At 61.3% G+C, this 22,516-nt stretch carries 19 protein-coding genes; 9 read left to right on the forward strand and 10 right to left on the reverse strand.

Translation table 11 applies throughout. The features are described from left to right. Positions 1 to 17 precede the first annotated feature (17 nt). The 3 genes from FEZ60_RS02175 to ppk2 all read right to left on the reverse strand — a co-directional run bounded on the left by FEZ60_RS02175 (position 18) and on the right by ppk2 (position 5,499). The gene (locus tag FEZ60_RS02175) at positions 18 to 1,733 is read right to left on the reverse strand and encodes a SulP family inorganic anion transporter (RefSeq protein ID WP_045067567.1); all 1,716 of its coding nucleotides are present in this window, start codon (positions 1,731 to 1,733) and stop codon (positions 18 to 20) included. 81 nt (positions 1,734 to 1,814) lie between these two features. Beyond that, positions 1,815 to 4,601: a cation-transporting P-type ATPase gene (locus FEZ60_RS02180; protein ID WP_033236168.1), complete on the reverse strand. Its 2,787-nt coding sequence runs from the start codon at positions 4,599 to 4,601 to the stop codon at positions 1,815 to 1,817. A gap of 31 nt (positions 4,602 to 4,632) precedes the next feature. Next, positions 4,633 to 5,499: a polyphosphate kinase 2 gene (gene ppk2 / locus FEZ60_RS02185; RefSeq protein ID WP_033236169.1), complete on the reverse strand. Its 867-nt coding sequence runs from the start codon at positions 5,497 to 5,499 to the stop codon at positions 4,633 to 4,635. Positions 5,500 to 5,689: 190 nt separating this feature from the next. Between ppk2 and FEZ60_RS02190 the strand changes: the two genes are divergently transcribed. Together FEZ60_RS02190 and FEZ60_RS02195 are read left to right on the forward strand one after the other, a co-directional pair. Next, positions 5,690 to 5,902, forward strand: a complete 213-nt coding sequence (locus FEZ60_RS02190) for a hypothetical protein (RefSeq protein WP_033236170.1) — start codon at positions 5,690 to 5,692, stop codon at positions 5,900 to 5,902. 224 nt (positions 5,903 to 6,126) lie between these two features. After that, positions 6,127 to 6,507 (forward strand): SHOCT domain-containing protein, encoded by a 381-nt coding sequence (locus FEZ60_RS02195; RefSeq protein ID WP_033236171.1) that lies wholly within the window; start codon positions 6,127 to 6,129, stop codon positions 6,505 to 6,507. A 325-nt stretch (positions 6,508 to 6,832) separates the two neighbouring features. Here FEZ60_RS02195 and FEZ60_RS02200 read toward each other — a convergent pair whose 3' ends face one another. Then, the gene (locus tag FEZ60_RS02200) at positions 6,833 to 7,669 is read right to left on the reverse strand and encodes a CPBP family intramembrane glutamic endopeptidase (protein WP_141485846.1); all 837 of its coding nucleotides are present in this window, start codon (positions 7,667 to 7,669) and stop codon (positions 6,833 to 6,835) included. 112 nt (positions 7,670 to 7,781) lie between these two features. Beyond that, positions 7,782 to 8,492 carry a hypothetical protein gene (locus tag FEZ60_RS02205; RefSeq protein WP_172935443.1) on the reverse strand — a complete coding sequence of 237 codons (711 nt, stop codon included), beginning with the start codon at positions 8,490 to 8,492 and terminating at the stop codon, positions 7,782 to 7,784. A gap of 241 nt (positions 8,493 to 8,733) precedes the next feature. Between FEZ60_RS02205 and FEZ60_RS02210 the strand changes: the two genes are divergently transcribed. Both FEZ60_RS02210 and FEZ60_RS02215 read left to right on the forward strand, forming a co-directional pair. Then, entirely contained in the window at positions 8,734 to 9,153 is a 420-nt protein-coding gene (locus tag FEZ60_RS02210; RefSeq protein WP_033236173.1) for a DUF1622 domain-containing protein, read from the forward strand. A 49-nt stretch (positions 9,154 to 9,202) separates the two neighbouring features. Further along, entirely contained in the window at positions 9,203 to 10,639 is a 1,437-nt protein-coding gene (locus FEZ60_RS02215) for a DUF2252 domain-containing protein (RefSeq protein WP_095886200.1), read from the forward strand. A gap of 26 nt (positions 10,640 to 10,665) precedes the next feature. Here the strand turns inward: FEZ60_RS02215 and FEZ60_RS02220 are convergent, their stop codons facing one another. The 4 genes from FEZ60_RS02220 to FEZ60_RS02235 form a co-directional block, all read right to left on the reverse strand. Then, positions 10,666 to 11,235 (reverse strand): maleylpyruvate isomerase family mycothiol-dependent enzyme, encoded by a 570-nt coding sequence (locus tag FEZ60_RS02220; RefSeq protein ID WP_346343318.1) that lies wholly within the window; start codon positions 11,233 to 11,235, stop codon positions 10,666 to 10,668. A 62-nt stretch (positions 11,236 to 11,297) separates the two neighbouring features. After that, the gene (locus FEZ60_RS02225; RefSeq protein WP_095886202.1) at positions 11,298 to 12,014 is read right to left on the reverse strand and encodes an ATPase; all 717 of its coding nucleotides are present in this window, start codon (positions 12,012 to 12,014) and stop codon (positions 11,298 to 11,300) included. A 2-nt stretch (positions 12,015 to 12,016) separates the two neighbouring features. Next, positions 12,017 to 12,625 (reverse strand): helix-turn-helix domain-containing protein, encoded by a 609-nt coding sequence (locus FEZ60_RS02230; protein ID WP_095886203.1) that lies wholly within the window; start codon positions 12,623 to 12,625, stop codon positions 12,017 to 12,019. A gap of 75 nt (positions 12,626 to 12,700) precedes the next feature. Next, on the reverse strand, positions 12,701 to 13,621 hold the full coding sequence (locus FEZ60_RS02235) for a neutral zinc metallopeptidase (RefSeq protein ID WP_095886204.1): 921 nt from the start codon (positions 13,619 to 13,621) through the stop codon (positions 12,701 to 12,703). 163 nt (positions 13,622 to 13,784) lie between these two features. Here FEZ60_RS02235 and aspS point away from each other — a divergent pair, with 163 nt between their 5' ends. The 3 genes from aspS to FEZ60_RS02250 are packed head-to-tail and all read left to right on the forward strand — an operon-like array spanning position 13,785 to position 17,804. After that, positions 13,785 to 15,587, forward strand: coding sequence for an aspartate--tRNA ligase (gene aspS / locus FEZ60_RS02240; RefSeq protein ID WP_033236178.1), 1,803 nt, complete (start codon positions 13,785 to 13,787; stop codon positions 15,585 to 15,587). 18 nt (positions 15,588 to 15,605) lie between these two features. Further along, positions 15,606 to 16,571: a DUF389 domain-containing protein gene (locus tag FEZ60_RS02245; RefSeq protein ID WP_033236179.1), complete on the forward strand. Its 966-nt coding sequence runs from the start codon at positions 15,606 to 15,608 to the stop codon at positions 16,569 to 16,571. 54 nt (positions 16,572 to 16,625) lie between these two features. Continuing rightward, positions 16,626 to 17,804, forward strand: coding sequence for a kinase (locus FEZ60_RS02250; protein ID WP_033236180.1), 1,179 nt, complete (start codon positions 16,626 to 16,628; stop codon positions 17,802 to 17,804). Positions 17,805 to 17,865: 61 nt separating this feature from the next. Here FEZ60_RS02250 and FEZ60_RS02255 read toward each other — a convergent pair whose 3' ends face one another. Continuing rightward, entirely contained in the window at positions 17,866 to 18,246 is a 381-nt protein-coding gene (locus tag FEZ60_RS02255; RefSeq protein WP_033236181.1) for a nuclear transport factor 2 family protein, read from the reverse strand. Between the two features lie 160 nt (positions 18,247 to 18,406). On the opposite strand from FEZ60_RS02255, the gene FEZ60_RS02260 reads away from it, so the two are divergent. Both FEZ60_RS02260 and alaS read left to right on the forward strand, forming a co-directional pair. Further along, entirely contained in the window at positions 18,407 to 19,750 is a 1,344-nt protein-coding gene (locus FEZ60_RS02260; RefSeq protein ID WP_346343326.1) for a replication-associated recombination protein A, read from the forward strand. 91 nt (positions 19,751 to 19,841) lie between these two features. Continuing rightward, entirely contained in the window at positions 19,842 to 22,514 is a 2,673-nt protein-coding gene (alaS, locus tag FEZ60_RS02265; RefSeq protein WP_033236183.1) for an alanine--tRNA ligase, read from the forward strand. Positions 22,515 to 22,516 lie beyond the last annotated feature (2 nt).

The raw sequence follows: 22,516 nt of genomic DNA on the forward strand, positions 1-22,516 counted from the left end.
GTCTCGCGCTCCCGGGATCAGTGGTCGGTCGAGTGGTTGGAGTTCCCACTTCGGCTGCGGAATTCGTTGACGGCAGCTTCGATGGTCGGGAAGAAATGCGTCGCGTCGAATCGGTCGCCGACGCCGAATCTGATGAGTTTGTCTTTGATCGGCCCCTTCATCTCGGCAAACGCCAGCCGGATCCCTTTGCCTTCGAGGTAGGTGTCGAGGTCGACCAACTCGTCGACTGCGGTGGTATCGAGGCCGGTAATCGGCTCTGCTGCAATGACTACCCATTCGACGGGCGCCGGCGCATCGGCGACTACGGAGCGTACGTACTCGTCGAAGATCTCACCGTTTGCGAAGAAGAGGGGAGCGTCGAAGCGCACCAGCACCAGGCCGGGAATGCGCTGTCCATCTGGATGTCGTTCGACGTCGTGAAATCCCTGTAGGTGTGCGATCTCCACGAGTTCGGTGCGATGTGGCTGCCAGACTTGCGCTACCACCGCGACAAACGACAGGCCGATCGCCACGAGAATGCCCTGGAGTACTCCGACAAGTGCAACGCCGAGGAAGGCTGCGACAGCGAGGCCGAACTCCACGGTGCTCATGCGCCACATCCGGACCATTCCACCCACGTCGATCAGCGCGCAGGCCGCGACGATGACCACGGCTGCGAGTGTTGCATCGGGTAGGTACGCGGTGAGGCCTGGGGCGACGAGGACAAAGACCAGCACGGCGAGCGCGCCGACAACACCTGCCAATTGTGTATGGGCGCCGCTTTGTTCGGCTACAGGTGTTCGTGAGCCGCTCGCCGAGATGGGGAACCCGCCGAACAGTCCACCTGCCACATTGGCGACGCCGATTGCCTTCATTTCGGTGCTGCCGTTCACGTCTTCACCGTGCCGGGCGGCAAAGGTCCGGGAGAGAACGCCGGTGTCGGCAAATGCGATCAGAGCGATACCGGCCGCAGGTCCGATCAGGTGCCCGACGTCCTGCCAGCTGACGCCTCCTACGGAGGGCAGAGGGAGACCTTCAGGGAGAGCACCGACCATTCCGATGTCATCCGTGAGGCCGGCCGCGGCGGACAAAATGATTGCGCCGACGACGGCCACCAGGACTCCGGGGACAACGGGGACCCAGAGTCGGAACGCGACGATGACAGCAAGCGACCCGATTCCGACCGCGGCAGCAACGGGGTCGATATCCCCGCCTGCCACGGACTTTCCGATCTCACCTATTTCGCCGAGCAGACCGGACGCGTCAACGGAGAACCCCAGCAGTTTGGGAATCTGACCGATAACAACGACTAGCGCAATGGCATTGAGGTAGCCGAGTCGGATGGGTTTCGAGAGCAGTTCGGTGACAAAACCGAGGCGCAGGAACCCCCCGATCAGGAGGATGAGCCCGACGAGGATGGCCAGGACGCCGGCCAGGGCAAGTGCGTTGTCTTCATCGCCGACGATCGCCAGTGGCAGGATCGCGGCGGCGATAAGTGGCGCGAGCGACGAGTCTGGCCCCAGGACAAGGATTTTCGACGGCCCGACGAGTGCGTACGCGAGGAGCGGCACGATGGTGGCGTACAGGCCGGCGTATGCCGGGAGGCCTGCAGCTTCGGCATACCCCATGCCCGCGGGTATCAGCAGGGCTGTGAGGACAAGTCCGGCGGTGATGTCCGTACGCAGCCATTCGCGGTGATACCCCCGGGCCGTTGCGATCCCAGGCAGCCGACCCAGCCCCTTTGTCCACGACATATCGCGAATCCTTCCCGTCGCAGCCACAAAGCTCAGAAATCCGTTGAATCGGTCGCCCGGAGTGGGTACGACGAGTGTGCATCATTGCGCGTGAGCGCGCTGTGGGGCTACCGCAGCGGTGGGGGAGACAATGGTGTGCGACTTCAGGAGGCGTCGGCGTCGGAATGCCTTGTCCAACTCCACGACGATCGGAATGATCAGCGACCACCCGAGGCAGGCGAGCCACTGGCTACCCGTCAATGAGGTGGTCATGAGGAGATCCTGGAGTACTCCGGCCTCGACGGCGAAGACCGTGACGACGGTCGGGATAGCCAAGATCTTGAGCGCGCCGAGCACCGGTGGAATGAGGCCGGATTCCGGATCGCGGCGCATGGTCAGGCCGGCGAAGATGGAGCCCAACGACAGCACCACAAACGCCATGGTCATGGGAATATTTGCCTCGGTGGTACTCATCTCGCCTGGGGCTAGCAGCATTGCGGCAAGTGTGACGGCAAACTGCAGGATGCCGTAAGCCAGCCACTGTATGACCGCCCGTCGGTTGGCTATCGGCGTCTTGGGGTCACGGGGTGGTTTCTTCATCAGGTCCGGCGGCGGCGGGTCGAGCATGATGACCGCAACGGGGAACAGGGTGATGAAGAAGTGCTGGAACAGCACCATCAGCGGGGTGAGCGCAACACCTTCGTTGATATTGAAGATGCTCGCGGCCAGGAAGAGCAGAACCAGCGAGAACAATTTCGACATCTGGTAGCGAATGTAGGACACGATCTTGCCGTAGATATTGCGTCCCAAGCTGATTGCGGTGATGAGGGTCCCGAAGTTGTCGTCGGTGAGCACCATCTTGCCCGCCTGTTTTGTCACTTCGCTGCCTGACCCCATGGCGACGCCGATGTCGGATTTCTTCAGTGCGGCGGCGTCGTTGACGGCATCACCCGTCATCGCGACAACCGCACCGTTTTTCTGCATGATGTCGACCAGACGCAGTTTGTCCTGCGGGGTGACGCGGCCGAAGACATGCAGGTTCGGCATTGCGTCCGACAGCTCCTCGTCGGTCATGGCCTGAAGTTCGCCGCCGCCGATCGCCCCTGGTCCCAGTCCGAGTTCGGCTCCGATCGCCGACGCGGTGATCGCGTGATCGCCGGTGATCATGCGGACATGGATGCCCGCCGTGTGGGCAGTGCGCACCGACTCGATCGCTTCCGCGCGAAGGGGATCGATGATGCCGGCCATGCCGACAAACGTGAGGTCCTCGACAAACGACATGGGGTCAGCCCCAACGGCTGATTCCTGCCCGTCGAGTCGTCGAACGGCAAACGCCAGCACCCGGAGACCCTTCTCGGACATAGCCCGGTTGGCGGCAGTCAGTTCTTCGCGGACCTCGTCGATCGGTACAGGTCGGCGGCCGGGCAGGAACGCTGCCCCGCACCGAGCCAGGACCACGTCCGGACCGCCCTTGACCAGTTCCACGAATTGGTTGCCGCCGTCCACCTGGAGATGATGGAACGTCGCCATGAACTTGTATGCCGAGTCGAAGGGAACCGTCGCGACCCGCGGGTACGTCTTTCTGGTGAGTGGGGCGTCGACGCCGATCTTTGCCGCGAGAACAACAAGCGCTGCCTCGGTGGGGTCGCCCACAACTTCGCCGGCATCGGAGACTGTGGCGTCGCTGTCCAGGCACAGACCGTAGGCGAGCAGCGTGAAGTCCGGCGGCGCCTCACCCGCGACCTGCGTGATTCTGCCGCTCTTGGCGTAACCCTCGCCCTCGACGATGTACCACCGGCCGTGGACGTACAACGACCGTACGGTCATCTGATTCATCGTCAGTGTGCCGGTCTTATCCGAGTTGATGGCGCTCGTCGCCCCGAGTGTCTCGACGTCGGTGAGGTTTTTCACGACGGCCTTCGCGTCGGCCAGTTGACGAGCTCCATACGCCAACATGGCCTGGACGAAAGTGGGAAGGCCGGTCGGGATTGCGGAAACTCCCATGGCAATACCCAGCAGGAGAAGCGTTGTCAGATCTTGGCCACGGATCACGCCGATAACCACGATGATTGTCACTGCGCCCCACGCGATGATCCCGAGCAGTTTGGTGAGCGAGTCGAGTTCGCGTTGCAACGGCGATTTGCCGGGTGCAACTGCCGACAACATCGACGCGATCTGCCCTATCTGGGTGTGCATCCCGGTTTCGGTGACCACCATGGTGGCGGTACCGCGGGTGACCGAGGTGTTCTGGAACACCAGGTTGCTTCGGTCACCCAGGGGAATGTCTGTGCTGCCCAGCGTCTTCGGATCCTTCGGGATGGGTGCGCTTTCACCGGTCAACGCTGCTTCTTGAGTTTCCAAGGTGGTGGAGGTGAGGAGGCGTCCGTCGGCGGCGACGATATCGCCCGCTTCGAGTTCGACGATATCGCCAGGCACCAACTCAGTAGCGTCGAGCTGGATCAGAGTCCCATCGCGGATTACCCGTGCTTGGGGCGTCTGCATCTTCGCCAGTGCGTCCACGCTGGCGCGGGCCTTCACCTCCTGCCGGGTGCCGAGCACGATGTTGAGTACGACGAGTACCGCAACGACGATGGCCGTGGGGATTTCGCCGATGACGATGCTGACCACAGCTACCGCGACAAGCATCAGATTCATCGGGTCCCTCAACTGCGCCAGCGCTATCGACCACATCGAGGGTGGTGGCGTCGACGCAATTTCGTTGGGCCCGTGCTGACGTCGACGGTCCACCACGTCCTCGGCACTCAGTCCCGACTCCTGATCAGAAGTCAGTGCTGCGAGGACGGATTCGGCACTCTGGGCATGCCAGGGCGTGTTCTCGGCCGGGTCTGTGTGCGCTCGATTCTGCGGCGCGGCTTCCGTGGGGCTCATGTGCCGCACGTCCTTTCCCTGGGCAGGATTTTCAGTAGGGGGTAGGAATCCAGTGCAGCGGTTGCTGGGGTGTCTTGTATCCGTCGGGGCGTTGTCGGTGTGGCAGTTTGATATCGGGATGTTCCAAAGGTTCGTACGGAATCTGACTCAGGATGTGGCTGATGATGTTGAGCCGGCCGCGCTTCTTGTCGTCGTTGACCGCGACATACCAAGGCGCCCATCCGGTGTCGGTATAGCGGAACATCTCGTCGCGGGCCCGTGAATAGTCGTACCAATGGCTGTACGACTTCAGATCGAGGCCTGACAACTTCCAGATTTTCCGCGGGTCGTCGATCCGGCTCTGCAGGCGCAGCATTTGCTGTTCCTCACTCACCTCTAGCCAGTACTTCAACAGAATTACCCCGGATTCCACAATTGCGCGTTCGACTGTCGGGATGAGCTGGAGGAATTCGTGTGCTTGCTCGTTGGTGCAGTAGCCCATGACCCGTTCGACTCCGGCACGGTTGTACCAACTGCGATCGAAGATGACGATCTCGCCGGCTGCGGGTAGATGCGGCACATACCGTTGGATGTACATCTGGGATTTTTCCCGTTCAGTCGGGGCCGGGAGGGCAACAACGCGGAAGACACGAGGGCTCACTCGCTCGGTGATCGCTTTGATCACCCCACCTTTTCCTGCAGTGTCACGGCCCTCGAACACGATGCAGACCTTGGCGCCGGACGATTTGACCCACTCCTGCAATGCAACGAGTTCTGCGTGAACAGGCTTGAGATCACGGCGGTATTCCTTGTACTTCATCGGCTTTTCTGTCACGGCTGAGGAGGGTTCCACGCCGGCAACTCGGGGAGCTTCGAGCTCAGAGTTCTTGTGTTTCTTGTGCTTCGACTTCTTTCCCACGCTCGCTCCTCGACACCCATATTCCGGACAGTGCTTCCACGCAGGACGTTCTTGATCAAACACACCCTTTGCTTGTGTATGCCCCGTGATTGGCAAAGTTATTCCTGGCTTGATCGAATCCCGAATCGTGATGCTTTCGAATCTATTTCGAGTCTTGACGGCAGCGGGCTACCGGACAGACGATTAGCCGATGACCGGCGACGAAGAGTTGCTCCAGGTCGAACAGGTGATTGCACGGCTGATCACCCGCTATCCGACCGTCTCACCCGCAGATATCGAACGAAGCGTGCGGATGATTCACGCACGATTCAAAAGAGGACGGATACGAGCATTCGTCCCGCTCCTCGTTGAAAAGGCGGCGCGAAGTGACATTGCCCGCGCTGCGTCCGAGATCGCTATGTAGTACCCGCTATGTAGTACCTCTGTCATTCATCTGTGGTACGTATTATCGGTACGAATTCTCGGTACGTATTACCAACGGAGATAATGCATTTCGGGAGATGCCGAGTGCCGGTCGGCTAACGGGCGGTTACCGGCGCAGTGGCAACAGTTGATTCACAAGTAGGACGTCATAGGTCGTGACCTGACTTCCTATCCGGAAACACCGACAGTACGGAGTTGGCGAAAATGGAAGGCTTCTGGGAGTTTTTCTGGTTCATGTTTGTCTGTCTCGCATTTGTTGCCTACTTGAGCGTGTTGTTCTCGATCATCACGGATCTGTTCCGAGATCATGAGATGTCAGGCTGGTTCAAGGCGATCTGGATCGTTTTCCTCTTTGTCGTGCCCTTCCTGTCGGCGATGATCTATGTGATCGTCCGGAATGACGGTATGACGCAGCGGTCGATTGCCGCAGCGCAAAAGCAGATGCAGGCACAGGGCGCGTACGTGCGCGAGGTCGCTGGACAATCTTCGGCTGATCAGATCACAGCCGCCAAGGGCCTTCTCGATGCCGGCGCGATCAACGAGGACGAGTTCCGGGCGCTGAAGGCAAAAACCATCATGCAGTGAAGACGTGCTGCAACAGAATCAGAATACGACGACGACGTGTGTTGTGGATGACGTGTGTTGTATTCGCAACAGAATTCGGCCTGGTTCGCTGTCCTCATTCGTCCAGGCGTCAGGTGACAACCTCTGGGGTTCTGGTTACTCTCCGCGCGCGTTCAGTTACGCCTCGATGACATCGAGCGAATCTTCGGCTGAGGGAGGTAGTTTCACCGCTACGAGTACGGGTGGCGCCGAATGGTCGCCTTCCTTCCCGAATATGACGAAGCCGCCGGCACCTTACGGTGTCCGGCGGCTTCACCACATTCAGGATCGGCGAAACGAGGAGCTGTCAGCTTGTCGCGTTCGCGGGCTGTTCTTGGCTGACTCGCCCTCGGACGAAGAAGATAGCGACGACGGCGAAGAGGACCAGCAGGATTGTGATGAACGTGGCGACGACGGTGGCGCCGCTGGCTCCAGTCACGGAGGTGTCGAGTCCGCCCGTCGAGAGGATCGTTGTGGGGTCGGTGAGGCCATGCAACACGATCGCGGCCCAGATTGTGCCCGTCACGCGCATAGTCAGATACATGCACATCCCGAAACCGAACGTGTAGACAACGGTCGCCAGAACGGTTGACGCTTCCATCCCGGAGATGAAGTTGACCGTGTGCATCAGCGCGAACAGCAGCGACGACACGACCGCGACGAAGCGTTCGCCATGGCCGGCGTCACGCAACATTTTCACCGCAATACCGCGGGTGAGGAGTTCCTCGGCAATGCCAACGCACACCCCGAGGGCAAGTAGCGAGATGATCTCGCCGGCTGACCACGCGCTCCAGTCGGTTCCGGTCAGGTGCGCTGCAATGGCGGCGGCTACGAGAATCGGGCCGATCCACATCCAGCCGCGGCCACGTATAGGTTGCGGGCCGAAAATACTGCGTAGCCAGCCCAGCTTCGCTATGAATATCAGCAGCGCGACAGCACCGATCGCGATAGGCAATGCGAGGCCGAAAATGATGCTCGAGGCGCTTGCGACTACGTTGTCGCTATCGATCTGATCGGAGAAAACGCGGGAGATCACCTGCCCAACGGCGAGGTAGAAAGCTAGATAGACGACGACTATCAACAGCAGCTTCCACAGGGTGGGGCGGCTCCAGAAACCCGACTTTTCGGGAGTTGTATTGGTCACTGACAGATCGTACGGGATCTCCAGGAATTCGCGCGTCAATCGAAATTCGCGCTGAAGCCTCTGTCGACCAGGCCGAGAAAATTGATGTAAGTACCAGATTTATTGTGCCGGATCACGATTCGTGATGGCATACCAGCATGTGGTTGGCGCCTTTCTGGAATTCGTAGTCGACCTCGACGTTACGGCCGCCGATGCCGCGAGCTCGCAGGTCGGACAGCAGCTCGACAAGTTGTGAGTACGGCTCCGCCGATCCAATCGCCACCAACGGAAAGATGCGCAGCTCACCTGAGGTGACGCGCATCAATTCGGTAATTGCGTCGAGGTGGAAGGCGTGGTCGAGGCTGTCGGCGTAGCTGAACAACAGATGGGAGCTGAGCACCAGATCGAAGCTGTCGTCAGGGGATGGCAGTGCGGGCAACCGACCTGGGATGTAGTGACTGGGGTGTTGCCGAATATGAGCTGCGAACTGTTGGGCGGCGTGCTGCCTGACATGTTGGTGTTCATCGGGATCAGCGAAGAAAGTCCACTCGTACTTTTCTGCGTGTGCGCGGACATATCGATTGCCTCGCTCCGACTCCGATGTGGCAATAGTAGCGAGATTGTCGGGGCTGTTTCCGAAATAGGCTGCATCGCATGCAGTTACGTTGCCGCCGAGGTTGCTCACCGCACTGGTGAAATCCGCGGAACCGCTGGGGCAGTCGAGGATTCGCACGGACAGATCATCGTCGGTGAGGGCGAACATCGCCCGGTATTCGGCAAGCGAACGAGAACTGATCAGCATCTTGCCGATCCCGTCGACGCGGTTGTCATTTTCAAAGGTCATGCGTGGTCCTCACAGTAGGGGGCACCTCACTGCGTCAACCGGGATAGATGTAGGCAACGATCGTCGGCCGCGCGCGAGGCGGCCGGAAATTGCACAGTTCAAGGCCGCAGTGAATGCGGCCACCAGAGCTGTACGAAAGTCGTCACCGGCCAATTACAGCACACGATCTGGTGGTGGGTTGGTTGGAGAGAACCGGCGCGCTTGCTCGACTTCTGAGCGATATACCTCGAGAATCAACACCATGGACACCGTGAAGTTCTTCGAGTGGGTCACCGAATTGTTCGAAGTACTCGGTGTTGTCGCGATGGTTTTCGGGTTTGTATTCGCCTTTGGCATTGCCGGCCGGTCGTGGTTTCGTACTCGCAACGGTAGTGCCGCGTTCAAGACTCTCCGCGAAACCCTCGGTGCCGTCATTCTTCTCGGGCTGGAGATTCTGGTTGCTGCGGATCTCGTCAAAACCGTGACATCGTCGCCGTCCCTGACGGATGCGGCAGTGCTGGGAATGATCGTCTTGATTCGAACTGTTTTGAGCCTGTCGATTCAGATTGAGATCGACGGGGTACTTCCATGGCGCAAGGCGTTGGTGTCGAGTCCCCAATTGCTGGCCCGCGCAGCACGCGGATCAGGTGGGGACGCGACGTCCGACGCCTCGCAGCCGTAGCAAGGGCCGTCGACTCCGCAGGCCCACCGAGGACTGAAAGGTCGGGCAGATGACTGCAGTACCGGTTGACAAGGTTGCGCCAGCTGACAAGGCAGTTCCTGCGCAGCACCCCACCGTTGACGAGCGGAGGGAGGATGGTCGGCAGGCTCGCCGAGATACGCCGCTTGCGATGCTGGCCGAACTTGCCGACAGCGACCGCGACCCGATTTCACTCCTGGAATCTCAGGCCGAAGCGCGGGTGCCTGAATTGGTGCCGATTCGTTACGGCCGCATGTCTGCGTCGCGTTTCTCGTTCTTTCGTGGCGCGGCCCTGGTTATGTGCGACGACCTTTCACGCAATCGCAATTCCGACATGAATACCCAACTGTGCGGAGATGCGCATCTGAGTAATTTCGGGGTCTACGCCACGCCGGAGCGCAAACTTGCATTCGATATCAACGATTTCGACGAGACTTACCCAGGTCCATTCGAATGGGACGTCAAACGCTTGGCTGCGAGTTTGGCGATAGCGGGTAAGGACAACGGCTATTCGGGTAAGGAAAGAAGGAAGATAACTGTTGGTTGTGCGGCCGAATATCGGGAAACGATGCTTCGCCAGGCGGAACTGGGAAACCTCGCGGTGTGGTATTCGCACATCGAACCAGAGGACGGCCTCGAAGAACTGAGTATTCAGATCAAGAAACGAATGCTTGAACGGGCGCGTTCCACTCTCGATAAGGCACGCCGACGGGACAGCGTTCAAGCCGCGTCGAAATTCACCGAGATTGTCGATGGCAGAAGGCGATTCATCAGTGATCCACCGTTGATCGTGCCGGTCGAGGAGCTATACGACGGGCGGGATCTCGAGGATGTCGAGGAGGTGCTCCACGGACGAATTCGTTCGTACCGCAGCACCCTTCAGTGGGATCGCCGCGTGCTGCTACAGAGCTTCGAGATGATGCACATCGCGCGCAAGGTGGTCGGCGTCGGCAGTGTCGGCACGAGAGCCTGGATGATCTTGATGAAGGGACGCGACGCCGATGATCCACTGATCCTGCAGGTGAAGCAGGCGTTGCCGTCGGTGTTGTCCGGCTATGTGAACGGCCCGATATTCCGCAATGAGGGGGAGCGGGTGGTGAATGGTCAGCGGCTGATGCAGGCCAGCAGCGATATCTTTCTCGGTTGGGAGCGAGGGCCAGGTCCGGACGAGCTCGAGCATGACTTCTACATCCGTCAACTTCGCGACGGCAAGGGCTCAGCGGTGATCGAAGGCATGAAACCCGAAGGCATGGAAGCGTACGGCCGCTTATGCGCGCGGGTTCTGGCCTATGCACACGCTCGTTCGGGCGACCGCATTGCGATTGCCGAATATCTTGGCGAGGGAACGGAATTCGATCTCGCGATCAGTGAGTTTGCAGCGGCGTACACCAAACGAAATGCTCGTGATCATGCCGCACTTATGACAGCGATCGACACGGGACGGGTGACCGCACAGACCGGAATCTGACCCGCCCAGGAATTGCTGGAGGGCCGTCAGGTTGTGCAACGCTCTCGCATCGTCGCAGCACCGGGCCCGGTGAGATCGTCGCAGTACACGCGCCGACCAGCCATGGCCATGGTGAGAGCCAAGGTCGTGCCGCTGACGAGTGGACCGTCTCCAGTCGAGAATGGCCCGTCGGTCGCTTCGACGCGAAGACCTTTGATCGTGCTGCGACTGGGCACAGTGAAGTCCCGTCGAGCGTAGAAACGAGCAACTTCGGTGAGCGTCTCGACGGCTGGAATGTACGAGAGACCGAGCGGACGCCGGATGTCCTGGGCGTGGACTACCACCTCGCCGAGCCACGCCACAGTGGGCCCTGGCGCCGAGGTTCTGCTGGTGATCACCCGTCGGAACCGATCGAGGGTCTCGTCCGGGGTCGCGCCTCGGTACTCGGCGAGGCGCCGGTCGTTGTGTAGGTCGAAGTCGAACCGTGTGCCCAGGACACTGACAAGCCAACGAAGTGCACCGACGCTCGCAGCCGCTGTGAGATGCGCGACGACGTCCTCGACAGTCCACCGCCCGCACAACGACTGCTGATTCCACTGTGCCTGATTCAGGCTCACCGAGCAGAGCGGTGCGCTCGGTTTCGACAGCAGACCACAGGGCGCTTCTCTGCATATCGCGCTTAGGCATAGACGCCGTCCAACCAGCCTTTCCAGCCTGCGCTGGCTGCTTCGCCGTCAGCGCCTGCTGCAAACAGGTGGTGTGCCACATCGACATTGCCGCCGAAGGCATTTCGGCCGTAGAACCGAAGTAGCGCGTCGTCGGTACGCAGTCCGACAAACCAGTCGTTGAGGTAGTCGACCACAGCAGTGATCGTGCCGAAGCCGGGAACGTCGAAAGTCACGGTGTCGTCGACGGCGGTGTCGGATCCGATTCCGAGTGCGCTGCGCAGAGTTGCCATCGCTGCGGGTGTGCCGGATGCTTCCGGACCTTCGGCGCTCACGTAGGTGGCGCTCTGCCCGGCGAAGTAGCGCACGTACTGGCCAAGGCTGTGGAGGTAGAAGTCTGTGTGCTTGCTTGCCCCGTCGTACTGGTTGTCCCAGTCGTCGGCAAAGACGCCGGCATGGACGTAGCGCACGACGGCCGTGCTGTTGTCGCGGGCTTCCACGAGGTATTCGAGGTGATTGAACCAGCCATCGGGGCCGTCCATGTGGATGCCGAGTTCGGTGGGCGGTTCCCAGGTAGCGATGACGGAACTGTCGGGGCGCGAGCCGTCGGCCGGAATCTCGAGAGGCGATGGGAACATCCATCCGGCAGTCTCGGCGGAGATGGCGGCCCAGATCTGCTCCGGGGTTCCGGGTACAACAACTTCGCGGCGGATTTCGAACTTCTTCGACATGGCTAGTTCTCCGATTCGGGTGAGTGTGTGGACGGTTTCAGGCTTGGGTGAAGCGCTACGACGAGGCGGTGCGGGCGGCCGTTCGCGGTGTTGCCGTCGTGGTATTTGGCAACCAGTCCGTTGACTGCCTCGCCGAGTTCGCGGGCGAAGTCCGCTCGGTCGGAGGCTGTCGCGAATGTGATGTCACTGTCGATGGCATAGGAAGCGAGGGGCTTTCCGGCGGCGGTTGCTCCGGCGATCAACTCGCCGACCTCTCGGACGACCCGCGCTGCCACCGCGACGAGCCATCGCGCCGAGAGTTGGTCTGGGAACTTCCGTGGATCCGGAGCCAGCGCGGACATCGCGGCGGGGGAGATGACGTACGACGCGGCACTTGCCTGCATGACTCGTTCGGTCATGTTTCCGCGTTTGCGTTCTTCGACGAGATGAACGAGCCCGTGTTCTTCCAGGGTTCGCAGGTGGTAGTTGACCTTTTGGCGGGTCAGTCCGACGAGGGGTGCCAGCGCAGCAGCCGACGACGGGTTCACAAGCGCGGCGAGGATTTGCTGCCGAACCGGGTCGAGTGACGCTTCCGCGGCAGCAGGTTTGTCGATGACTGCGACTTCCAACATGAGAAAACCATCCCACCGACAGAATTACTTGTCAAGACAAAATAATTTGTCGGTGGGATGGTTGTTGGGCAAGCTCTACTTGCTCAGCGCCGCGGGATTGTTCAAATCACGCGCCGAGTAGGTGTCGCAGGCAGCTACCTGGCCGGTCTTGTATCCGGCTGCAAACCACAACTGCCGCTGTTGGGATGAACCGTGAGTCCAGCCTTCGGGGTTGACCCGCCCGCTGGTCGACTGTTGGATCCGGTCATCGCCGACCGACGATGCGGCCGACAGTGCATCGCGGATATCGTTCTGCGACAGCGTCTTCAGGAATGGTTGGCCGGTCGCTTCGTCGGGGATGGTGTCGGCGTAATGTGCCCACACGCCGGCGTAGCAGTCTGCCTGCAGTTCGGTGCGCACCGCGCCTGACTCTGCGCCCTGCGGGTCGGCCTGCGCGCGGCTGATATCCCCGAGTTGATTCTGGATGTGGTGACCGAATTCATGGGCAACGACGTACTCCTGCGCCAAGGGGCCGGCGCTTGATCCGAATCGGTCGACCAGCAATTGGAAGAAGCTTGTGTCGAAGTACGCGGTCTGATCGGCCGGGCAGTAGAACGGACCGACTTCGCTGGTTGCCTGACCGCAACCCGTATTGACCGATCCGCTGAACAATCGCACTGCCGGGCGTACGTACGCCGTCCCAGTTTGTTTGATCAGTTGTTCTTCCCAGACGTCGTCGAGGCTACCGACGGTAAGTGTGACGCGGCAGTTCACGTCGTTGTTGGCATCGGTACCGGTGCAGTCGTCGACCGAACTGAGTTCGCTCGAGGAACTCGATGTTTCGGTGGACGTTCCCAGTAGCGAACCGGGATCTCCGCCGAACAGAAGGGCAAGAATGAGCACGATGATGCCACCGGCGCCGCCGCCGATTGCCACCTTGCTGCCCCGGCTACCGCCCCCGCCGCCTTGAACCTGAACGCGTCCCGCTTCACCGCGGGCCCCCTCGTTGAAGGTCATCTATGTCCGCTTTCTGCTGTCGTGAACAAGTGCTTGCCGTCACTTCTGGTGGATAGCTTCGCATGCGAGGCGGGTGCGCGTTTCCGGTCTGGGCTGTTCGCTCCGTAGGATCGCAGGCAAAGTAGTCGGTCGTCGGTTATTGAAGTTGTTCGAAAGGAATCCCGTGCTGCGCACACATCTCGCCGGTTCATTGCGACCCGAGCAGGCAGGGCAGACCGTAACGCTCACCGGTTGGGTAGCCAGGCGTCGTGATCACGGCGGAGTGATCTTCATCGATCTCCGTGATGCATCCGGTGTTTCGCAGGTAGTTTTCCGGGCAGGTGACGTCGCCGAGCAGGCGCACCGTCTGCGCGCGGAATACTGCGTTCGCGTGACCGGTGTCGTCGAGGTCCGCCCCGAGGGAAACCAGAACTTCGAGATCCCCACCGGCGCAATCGAGGTCAACGCCACCGAGCTCGAGGTGCTCAACGAGAGTGCTCCGCTGCCGTTCCAGCTCGACGATCAGGTCGGCGAGGAAGCGCGTCTGAAGTACCGCTACCTCGACCTGCGTCGTGAAGGACCCGGACACGCAATTCGCTTGCGCTCCAAGGTGAATGCCGCTGCGCGTGGCGTCCTCGCGCACCACCAGTTCGTCGAGGTCGAGACCCCGACACTCACGCGTTCCACCCCTGAAGGTGCCCGCGACTTCCTGGTTCCGGCGCGTTTGCAGCCCGGTAGCTTCTACGCTCTGCCGCAGAGCCCCCAGCTCTTCAAGCAGCTCCTCATGGTGGGTGGCATCGAGCGCTACTACCAGATCGCGCGCTGCTACCGCGATGAGGATTTCCGCGCCGATCGCCAGCCGGAGTTCACTCAGCTCGACATCGAGATGGCGTTCGTCAACCAGGACGACGTCATGCTGTTGGCCGAGGAAGTCCTGACCGCGTTGTGGAAGCTCGTCGGCCACGAGATCAAGACGCCGATCGCGCGCATGACCTACAACGAGTCGATGCGTCGTTACGGCAGCGACAAGCCCGACCTGCGTTTCGACATCGAACTCGTCGAGTGCATGAAGTTCTTCAAGGACACCACGTTCCGCGTATTCCAGGCCGAGTACGTCGGCGCTGTTGTAATGCCGGGTGGCGCAAGCCAGCCGCGTAAGCAGCTCGACGCGTGGCAGGAATGGGCCAAGCAGCGCGGCGCCAAGGGACTTGCCTACGTGCTGGTCGGCGAAGACGGAACGCTCGGCGGACCGGTTGCCAAGAACCTCACCGACGCCGAGCGCGAGGGTCTGGCCGCTCACGTCGGCGCACAGCCAGGTGACTGCATCTTCTTCGCGGCGGGTGCAACCAAGCCGATGCGCGCGCTTCTCGGTGCTGCCCGCGGCGAGATCGCCCGCAAGAAGGATCTCATCGACCCCAAGGCCTGGGCCTTCGTCTGGATCGTCGACGCTCCCATGTTCGAGCCGGCCGCCGACGCCACCGCGTCCGGTGACGTTGCTCTCGGCCACTCGGCGTGGACCGCGGTGCACCACGCGTTCACCTCGCCCAAGCCCGAGTTCTTCGACACGTTCGACACCGATCCCGGAACCGCTCTCGCCTACGCCTACGACATCGTCTGCAACGGCAACGAAATCGGCGGCGGCAGTATCCGTATCCACCGCAAGGACATTCAGGAACGAGTGTTCAAGGTGATGGGTATTTCCGAGGAAGAGGCGCAGGACAAGTTCGGCTTCCTGCTCGACGCCTTTGCCTTCGGCGCACCCCCGCACGGCGGAATCGCCTTCGGTTGGGACCGCATCACCGCGCTCCTCGCCGGCATGGATTCCATTCGTGAGGTCATCGCGTTCCCGAAGTCGGGTGGCGGTGTCGATCCGCTCACGGATGCACCTACCCCGATCACGGCGCAGCAGCGTAAGGAATCCGGCGTCGATGCGAAGCCGGAGAAGAAGGCTGACGCTGCCGGTGGCGACACCGCAGACGGCAAGTAGAACCGACCCCAGATCGCCATGCTGCACCTGAGGGTGATCTGCCCGCCCGAGCGCACCGAGGAAGTTCTCGGTGCGCTCGAGGCGGAATGCGGGGCTACCCACATTGTGGTGTCGCGTGGCATTGCCATCGATCCGCGCGGCGATGTCGTGCAGGCCGATGTTGCCCGCGAGTCTGCGAACGACGTCATAGTCGCGATGCAGGATCTCGGAATCCCCGAGCACGGCGCGGTGACGCTGGTTCCGGTGGAGACAGTGTTGTCGGCCGCGGCACGCAAAGCAGAACACGATGCACCTGGTGACGGCGCCGAGACAGTGGTCTGGGAAGAACTGTTGTCCCGGACTCGGGAGGAATCGACTCTCAATGGATTGTTTGTCGCTTTCCTGACTATCGCCTGCCTCCTGGCCGCAATCGGTGTAGTCACGGATTCACCGGTCACCATCGTCGGAGCGATGGTTGTGGGGCCGGAATTCGGCCCGCTGGCCGCGCTCTCGGTTGCCCTGGTTCGACGTGATCGAAAGCTACGTAGACGTTCGATTCTTGCGTTGGTCGTCGCGTTCCCGGTGGCGATGGGTATCACTCTGCTCGCCACCTTTGTGGTGAAGTTCTTCGACTGGATGGACGTCACCACCCTCGAATCACTGCATCAAGTCGACTTCATCTACAAAGTGGGACCGATCTCGTTTGTTGTCGCCCTCCTGGCCGGTTCTGCGGGCATGTTGGCCTTGATATCGGCGAAATCCGCCGCACTGGTCGGCGTGTTCATATCAGTGACTACAGTCCCGGCGGCCGGTTTCGCAGTAGTTGCTGCGGCTAACGGTGAATGGCGTATCGCCGGGCTGTCGTCGCTTCAGCTCGCCGTCAACATGCTGGGAATTGTCACCGCTTGCACACTCGTATTGTGGTTCAAGACCCGAGCCGATGAAGAGTTTGCTGCAGCGCTGAAAGGCATTTCAGGTTTGATCGGCGACGAGAAAGCGCGCTGACAGTAGAGAGCGAAGACGCATGATTCCAGTAACTTACGGGTAAGTTGATCAGTGATGACCGTATTACTGGCAGACCCCGTATCCGAAGTCGTGGCAGCTGCCGAGCAGTTGCTCACGCGCCGCACCGGAGCACCCGTTACCCTCGTGGATCCCACGGATCTGGGTGGCAGTGGACGCACCATCGTGCTGCGCGTTCGAGTTGCCGAAAACCCGTTTTCCCTACCTCGCACATTGGTGATCAAGCAGGTCCGTGATCCCTATCTGGGTGTCAAGAACGGCGTTACCCCGCCCGCTGAGGCAATCCACGTGTTCGATCCTGATACCGCGTTCCTGCGTGAAGCCGTGTCGTACCAATTCGCCAACGCATTGGCCAAGGACGCCCGTCCCGGCGCGGAACTGCTGGCATACGACTTGGACGCCAGGCTCCTCGTGCTCAGCGACCTCGGTGACGCCACCGCGATCAGCGTTCTTTTCCAGGACAGCGACGCAGACACCGTCACGAATACCCTGATGGCAATGGCCCAGGCAATGGGTCGCATGCACGCCGCCACCGTAGGACGTGAAGAAGATTTCACAGCCCTGCTTCGACGTGCCGAGGTTGTCCACAGTTCCGACGAAGTGGCTGATCAGGTGGCGCGCGTCATCACCGACGTGCCGTCGATGTTGGCGGACACACTGGGTGTTGTTGTCGATCCGAATATTCTCGAACAGGTTCACCACGCGCAGAATCTGTTCAGCGGTGGGCGATTCCGCGCCTTCAGTCCATCCGATCTGTGTCCGGACAACATCATCGTCAACGGCGAAGGTGTTCGATTCCTCGACTACGAGTGGGGTGGATACCGAGACGCGCTTCTCGACATCACGTACGCACTCGTGTCGTTCCCGGGATGCCTGTGCAACGTCGACCTGACCGAGGAACGCGCGTCGGCGATGGTCGACGCGTGGCGTTCGGAAGTGGTGGGCTTGTGGCCGGCGCTTGCCGACGAAGCCGAATTGGGTCGAGGTCTGGTCGAGGCTCAACTCATCTGGGTATGGCTGAGCACCTACATGTTCCTGCCGAATGATCATTCGCGGATAGCCGCAGTGCGCGAGCACCATCTGTCGATTCCGCGTTCGGATGCGTTGCTGCGCCGTTGGGCACGGTTGGCGCGATCAGCCGAACTCGCAGGCAACGTCGCTGTGCATGACCACGCGAACGAGGTTGTCGCTGCACTCCGCGCACACGCTGAGTAACGCACTCACGAACCGATAAAGCGCCCGTGCCGGAGCACGGGCGCTTTTGCATGTCGAAAGCTCAGTTGTCGGCGAGAGCGTCCGCCTCGGACAGATCCGTTGCCGCCAGCGCCGTCGCGAGATCGGGATGCCGGAAGGTAGACGTGACCTGGTCCTCGACCACCCGGAACGCCGACGCAATGGTGGCGGTCTTGCCGGGTTCTGCGGCCCACGTCGCAGTCTGCTCGACAACGACAACTCCGTGGTGGACGTACATCTTGCCGGGAACAAGCGTCAAACCGGCGTTCGACGCCCACTCGCTCAGTGCTGCTAATCCTTGCGTTGCCCCGTCGGCTCCACCCACCTCGATATCGTCGCTCGACAACTGCAGGAGCGTGTCGATGTCTTGGCTGTTGAGTGCGTCATGCCACGCGAGAACGGTGGCGATCTCAGAAGTGCTCATGGCGACACGCTATCCAATTCGGCCCGACCGTGCTTTCCAGTTGGGACTTCGACGCGTCGGTACCTTCTAGTAGCGTCGTTTTGTGAGCGATTGGCAAGCTGAAGACAGCGTGGTGGCGGATGACGGCCTGTTCGAGGCAACTCCGGAAGAATCCGAGATCGTGGATGAACCAGATGTCGTCTCGGTAGCCGAGCGCGCCTTGTCCTCGTTGCCGCCCGGTGCTCCGCTGGCTGTCCGCATGCGCCCGCGCACTCTTGGTGAGGTTGTCGGCCAGCAGCACCTACTCGGGCCCGGTGCGCCGCTGCGGCGAATGGTCGAGGGATCCGGCGCTGCATCGGTACTTCTGTACGGGCCTCCTGGTACCGGCAAGACCACACTGGCGTCGTTGATTTCCGGCGCCACCGGTCGGCGTTTCGAGGCGCTGTCTGCACTGTCGGCCGGTGTCAAAGAGGTTCGCGGTGTGATCGAACTGGCTAGGCGACGGCTCCTGAACGGCGAGCAGACCGTCCTGTTCATCGACGAGGTACACCGATTCTCGAAAACCCAGCAGGATGCGTTGTTGGCCGCCGTCGAGAATCGGATCGTCCTGTTGGTGGGCGCTACCACCGAGAATCCGTCGTTCTCCGTGGTGTCGGCGTTGCTGTCCCGTTCGCTGGTTCTGCAATTGCAGGCGCTCACCGCAGCCGATGTTCAGGAGCTTCTCGAGCGGGCAGTGATCGACGTGCGTGGGTTCGGTGGCTCAGTCACCATTGCCGACGACGCGATGGAACATCTGGTGCGGCTGGCGTCCGGTGACGCCCGCCGTGCGCTCACTGCTCTCGAGGCAGCAGCAGGCGCTGCGCTCGACACCGCTGGCGGCCAACCCGGACCCGTCGAAGTCGATCTCGCGACCGTGGAGGCCAGTGTCGACAAAGCCGCCGTTCGGTACGACCGTGACGGCGACCAGCACTACGACGTCATCAGCGCATTCATCAAGAGCATTCGAGGTTCCGACGTAGACGCGGCGCTGCATTACCTTGCGCGCATGCTGACTGCGGGGGAGGACCCGCGATTCATTGCGAGGCGACTGGTGGTTCACGCCAGCGAAGACATCGGGATGGCCGATCCGATGGCATTGCAGACGGCGATGGCTGCTGCTCAGGCCGTGCAGTTGATCGGAATGCCGGAGGCACGTCTCGCGCTTGCCCAGGCCACGATCCATCTCGCGACCGCGCCGAAATCGGGTGCCGTCATCGAAGCGCTGGGTGCGGCCATGGCCGATGTGGCTGCCGGAAAGTCAGGTCTCGTGCCGCCGCATCTACGTGACGGTCATTACAAGGGGGCTGAGAAATTGGGAAACGCGGTCGGATACAAGTACCCACACGACACCCGCGACGGCGTTCTACGGCAGCAATATCCACCGGACGAACTGGTCGGTGTCGACTATTACAAGCCGACTGGCCACGGAAATGAGCGGGAGATCGCCGATCGAGTGGGAAAATTGCGTCGAATCGTGCGGGGTTGAAGCTGTAATCGTGCGGGGTTAAAGCTGTAAGGTCCCTGCACGCTAGGCTGGACAACGACAGTTCGACGCTCATGAAGGTAAGGACCGGTTAGTGCAAACCCACGAGATCCGCAGGCGATTCCTCGACCACTTCGTCAAGGCCGGCCACACTGAGGTGCCCAGCGCGTCGCTGATTCTCGACGATCCGAACCTTCTGTTCGTCAACGCCGGCATGGTTCCCTTCGTGCCGTTCTTCCTCGGCCAGCAGACGCCGCCATACTCGCGTGCGACGTCTGTGCAGAAGTGTGTTCGCACCTTGGACATCGAAGAGGTGGGCATCACCACCCGCCACAACACGTTCTTCCAGATGGCCGGCAATTTCTCCTTCGGTGACTACTTCAAGAAGGAAGCCATCTCGCACGCCTGGGCGCTGCTGACCGGTTCGGTTGACGACGGCGGCTACGGCATCGACCCGACGCGCCTGTGGGCCACTGTCTTTCACGATGACGACGAAGCATTTGCGATCTGGCGCGACGAGGTCGGCGTGCCGGAAGAGCGCATTCAGCGCCGCGGCATGAAAGACAACTACTGGTCGATGGGCATCCCCGGACCGTGTGGGCCCTGCTCGGAAATCTTCTACGACCGCGGCGCCGAGTATGGCGTAGAGGGCGGCCCGGAAGCCGACGAGGATCGCTACATCGAGATCTGGAACCTCGTGTTCATGCAGAACGAGCGCGGCGAAGGCACCACGAAGGGTGACTACCCGATCCTCGGACCCCTGCCGAAGAAGAACATCGATACCGGCATGGGCGTCGAGCGTGTTGCCTTCCTCTTGCAGGGCGTCGAAAACGTCTACGAGACAGACCTTCTCCGTCCCGTCATCGAGAAGGCCGCTGAGCTGACCGGCAGCGTGTACGGCACCGATCACACGTCCGATGTTCGTTTCCGCGTCATCGCCGACCACGCCCGCACCGCCGCGATGCTGATTGCGGACGGCGTCAATCCCGGCAACTACGGCCGCGGCTACGTGCTACGCCGGTTGCTTCGCCGCATCGTGCGCTCGGCCAAACTGCTCGGCAGCGAGCAGCCCACCATGCGCGAGTTCATGATCGTCGTCCGCGACACCATGGCTCCGTCGTACCCGGTTCTCGAAACCGACTTCACGCGCATCGAGAATGTTGCCGTCGGTGAGGAAACAGCGTTCCTCAAGACTCTGGCATCAGGATCGGCCTTGTTCGAGAACGCTGCCGAGACGGTCAAGTCGTCCGGAAAGTCGGTCATTGCCGGCGACCAGGCATTTGCCTTGCACGACACCTACGGCTTCCCGATCGACCTGACACTCGAGATGGCGTCCGAGGCCGGTCTCACCGTCGACGAAGACGGCTTCCGCACCCTCATGGCCGAGCAGCGCAAGCGCGCCAAGGACGACGCTCAGGCTCGTAAGCACGCGCATGCCGACCTCACGGTCTACAAGGAACTGCTCGATCGCGGTCCCACCGAGTTCACCGGCTTCAACGAACTGGTCTCCGAAGCTCATGTCCTCGCGCTCATCGTCGACGGCGTTCGTGTGCCGGTCGCCAAGGCGGGGCAGTCGGTTGAGGTCATCCTTGACCGCAGCCCGCTCTACGCAGAGTCCGGTGGACAGATCGCCGACATCGGATCGCTCACGGCGCCGGGACTCGAAGCCAAGGTCAACGACGTTCAGAAGATCGCCAAGAAGGTCTGGACGCACAAGGTCACCGTCCAGAAGGGCGAGATCACCGAAGGCGACATCGTTCTCGCACATGTCGACGCCGAATGGCGTAAGGGTGCAACCCAGGGACACTCCGGTACCCACATGGTGCACGCAGCGCTGCGTCAGGTGCTCGGCCCCAACGCCGTTCAGGCCGGCTCACTCAACAAGCCCGGCTACCTCCGCTTCGACTTCTCTTGGCAGGGTGCGCTTTCCGAGTCCCAGAAGCAGGACATCGAAGTTGTCACCAACGAGGCTGTCGCGTCCAACTTCGCGGTCAACACGTTTGTGACGGACCTCGACAAGGCCAAGTCGATGGGTGCTATGGCACTCTTCGGTGAGAACTACGGCGACGAGGTTCGCGTCGTCGAAATCGGCGGCCCGTTCTCGATGGAACTCTGCGGCGGCACGCACGTCGGAAGTTCCGCTCAGATCGGTCAGGTCACTCTGCTCGGTGAGCAGTCCGTCGGCTCCGGCATCCGCCGTGTCGAGGCGTACGTCGGTTTGGATTCCTACCGTTATCTGGCCAAGGAGCGCGCGCTTCTGGCCGGACTGTCCGCATCGCTCAAGGTTCCGTCCGAAGAGGTTCCGGCTCGCGTCGAAGCGCTTGTCGAGCGTCTCAAGGTGGCCGAGAAGGAACTGGAGCAGACCAAGGCCAAGGCTGTTCTGGCTGCAGCCGGTGAGTTCGTCGACAAGGCCAAGCGCATCGGCAGTGTGCTCGTGATCGCAGAACCTGCACCCGCCGGCGTCGGAGCCAACGACCTGCGCACGCTCGTCACCGACATCAAGGGTCGCCTGGGCTCGGAGCCCGCAGTGGTCGCATTGCTCGGCGACACCGACGGCAAGGTGCCCTTCGTGGTTGCCACCAGTAAGGCTGCGCAGGCGCTCGGCGTGAAGGCAGGCGACCTCGTCGGCTCGTTCGGACCGAAGATCGGTGGTCGAGGCGGCGGAAAGCCCGACATGGCTCAGGGGTCGGGTTCCGACGCCTCCGGAATCCCGGCGGCGCTCGATGCGATCCGGGACCGGGTCGCAGAACTGGCGGGCGGCAGCTAACG

The sequence above is a fragment of the Rhodococcus sp. MS16 genome (assembly GCF_013277795.1).
In the GTDB taxonomy this organism is placed as follows: Bacteria; Actinomycetota; Actinomycetes; order Mycobacteriales; family Mycobacteriaceae; genus Rhodococcus_F; species Rhodococcus_F globerula.

What these genes read in the sequence shown, in the direction of transcription:
- FEZ60_RS02225 (WP_095886202.1), bottom strand. Translation starts at nt 12,014, where the DNA reads ATGTCGAAGAAGTTCGAAATCCGCCGCGAAGTTGTTGTACCCGGAACC.
- FEZ60_RS02245 (WP_033236179.1), top strand. Translation starts at nt 15,606, where the DNA reads ATGCTGCACCTGAGGGTGATCTGCCCGCCCGAGCGCACCGAGGAAGTT.
- FEZ60_RS02205 (WP_172935443.1), bottom strand. Translation starts at nt 8,492, where the DNA reads ATGACCTTTGAAAATGACAACCGCGTCGACGGGATCGGCAAGATGCTG.
- FEZ60_RS02230 (WP_095886203.1), bottom strand. Translation starts at nt 12,625, where the DNA reads ATGTTGGAAGTCGCAGTCATCGACAAACCTGCTGCCGCGGAAGCGTCA.
- FEZ60_RS02175 (WP_045067567.1), bottom strand. Translation starts at nt 1,733, where the DNA reads ATGTCGTGGACAAAGGGGCTGGGTCGGCTGCCTGGGATCGCAACGGCC.
- FEZ60_RS02215 (WP_095886200.1), top strand. Translation starts at nt 9,203, where the DNA reads ATGACTGCAGTACCGGTTGACAAGGTTGCGCCAGCTGACAAGGCAGTT.
- FEZ60_RS02235 (WP_095886204.1), bottom strand. Translation starts at nt 13,621, where the DNA reads ATGACCTTCAACGAGGGGGCCCGCGGTGAAGCGGGACGCGTTCAGGTT.
- FEZ60_RS02210 (WP_033236173.1), top strand. Translation starts at nt 8,734, where the DNA reads ATGGACACCGTGAAGTTCTTCGAGTGGGTCACCGAATTGTTCGAAGTA.
- FEZ60_RS02255 (WP_033236181.1), bottom strand. Translation starts at nt 18,246, where the DNA reads ATGAGCACTTCTGAGATCGCCACCGTTCTCGCGTGGCATGACGCACTC.
- FEZ60_RS02190 (WP_033236170.1), top strand. Translation starts at nt 5,690, where the DNA reads ATGACCGGCGACGAAGAGTTGCTCCAGGTCGAACAGGTGATTGCACGG.
- FEZ60_RS02180 (WP_033236168.1), bottom strand. Translation starts at nt 4,601, where the DNA reads ATGAGCCCCACGGAAGCCGCGCCGCAGAATCGAGCGCACACAGACCCG.
- FEZ60_RS02195 (WP_033236171.1), top strand. Translation starts at nt 6,127, where the DNA reads ATGGAAGGCTTCTGGGAGTTTTTCTGGTTCATGTTTGTCTGTCTCGCA.
- FEZ60_RS02250 (WP_033236180.1), top strand. Translation starts at nt 16,626, where the DNA reads ATGACCGTATTACTGGCAGACCCCGTATCCGAAGTCGTGGCAGCTGCC.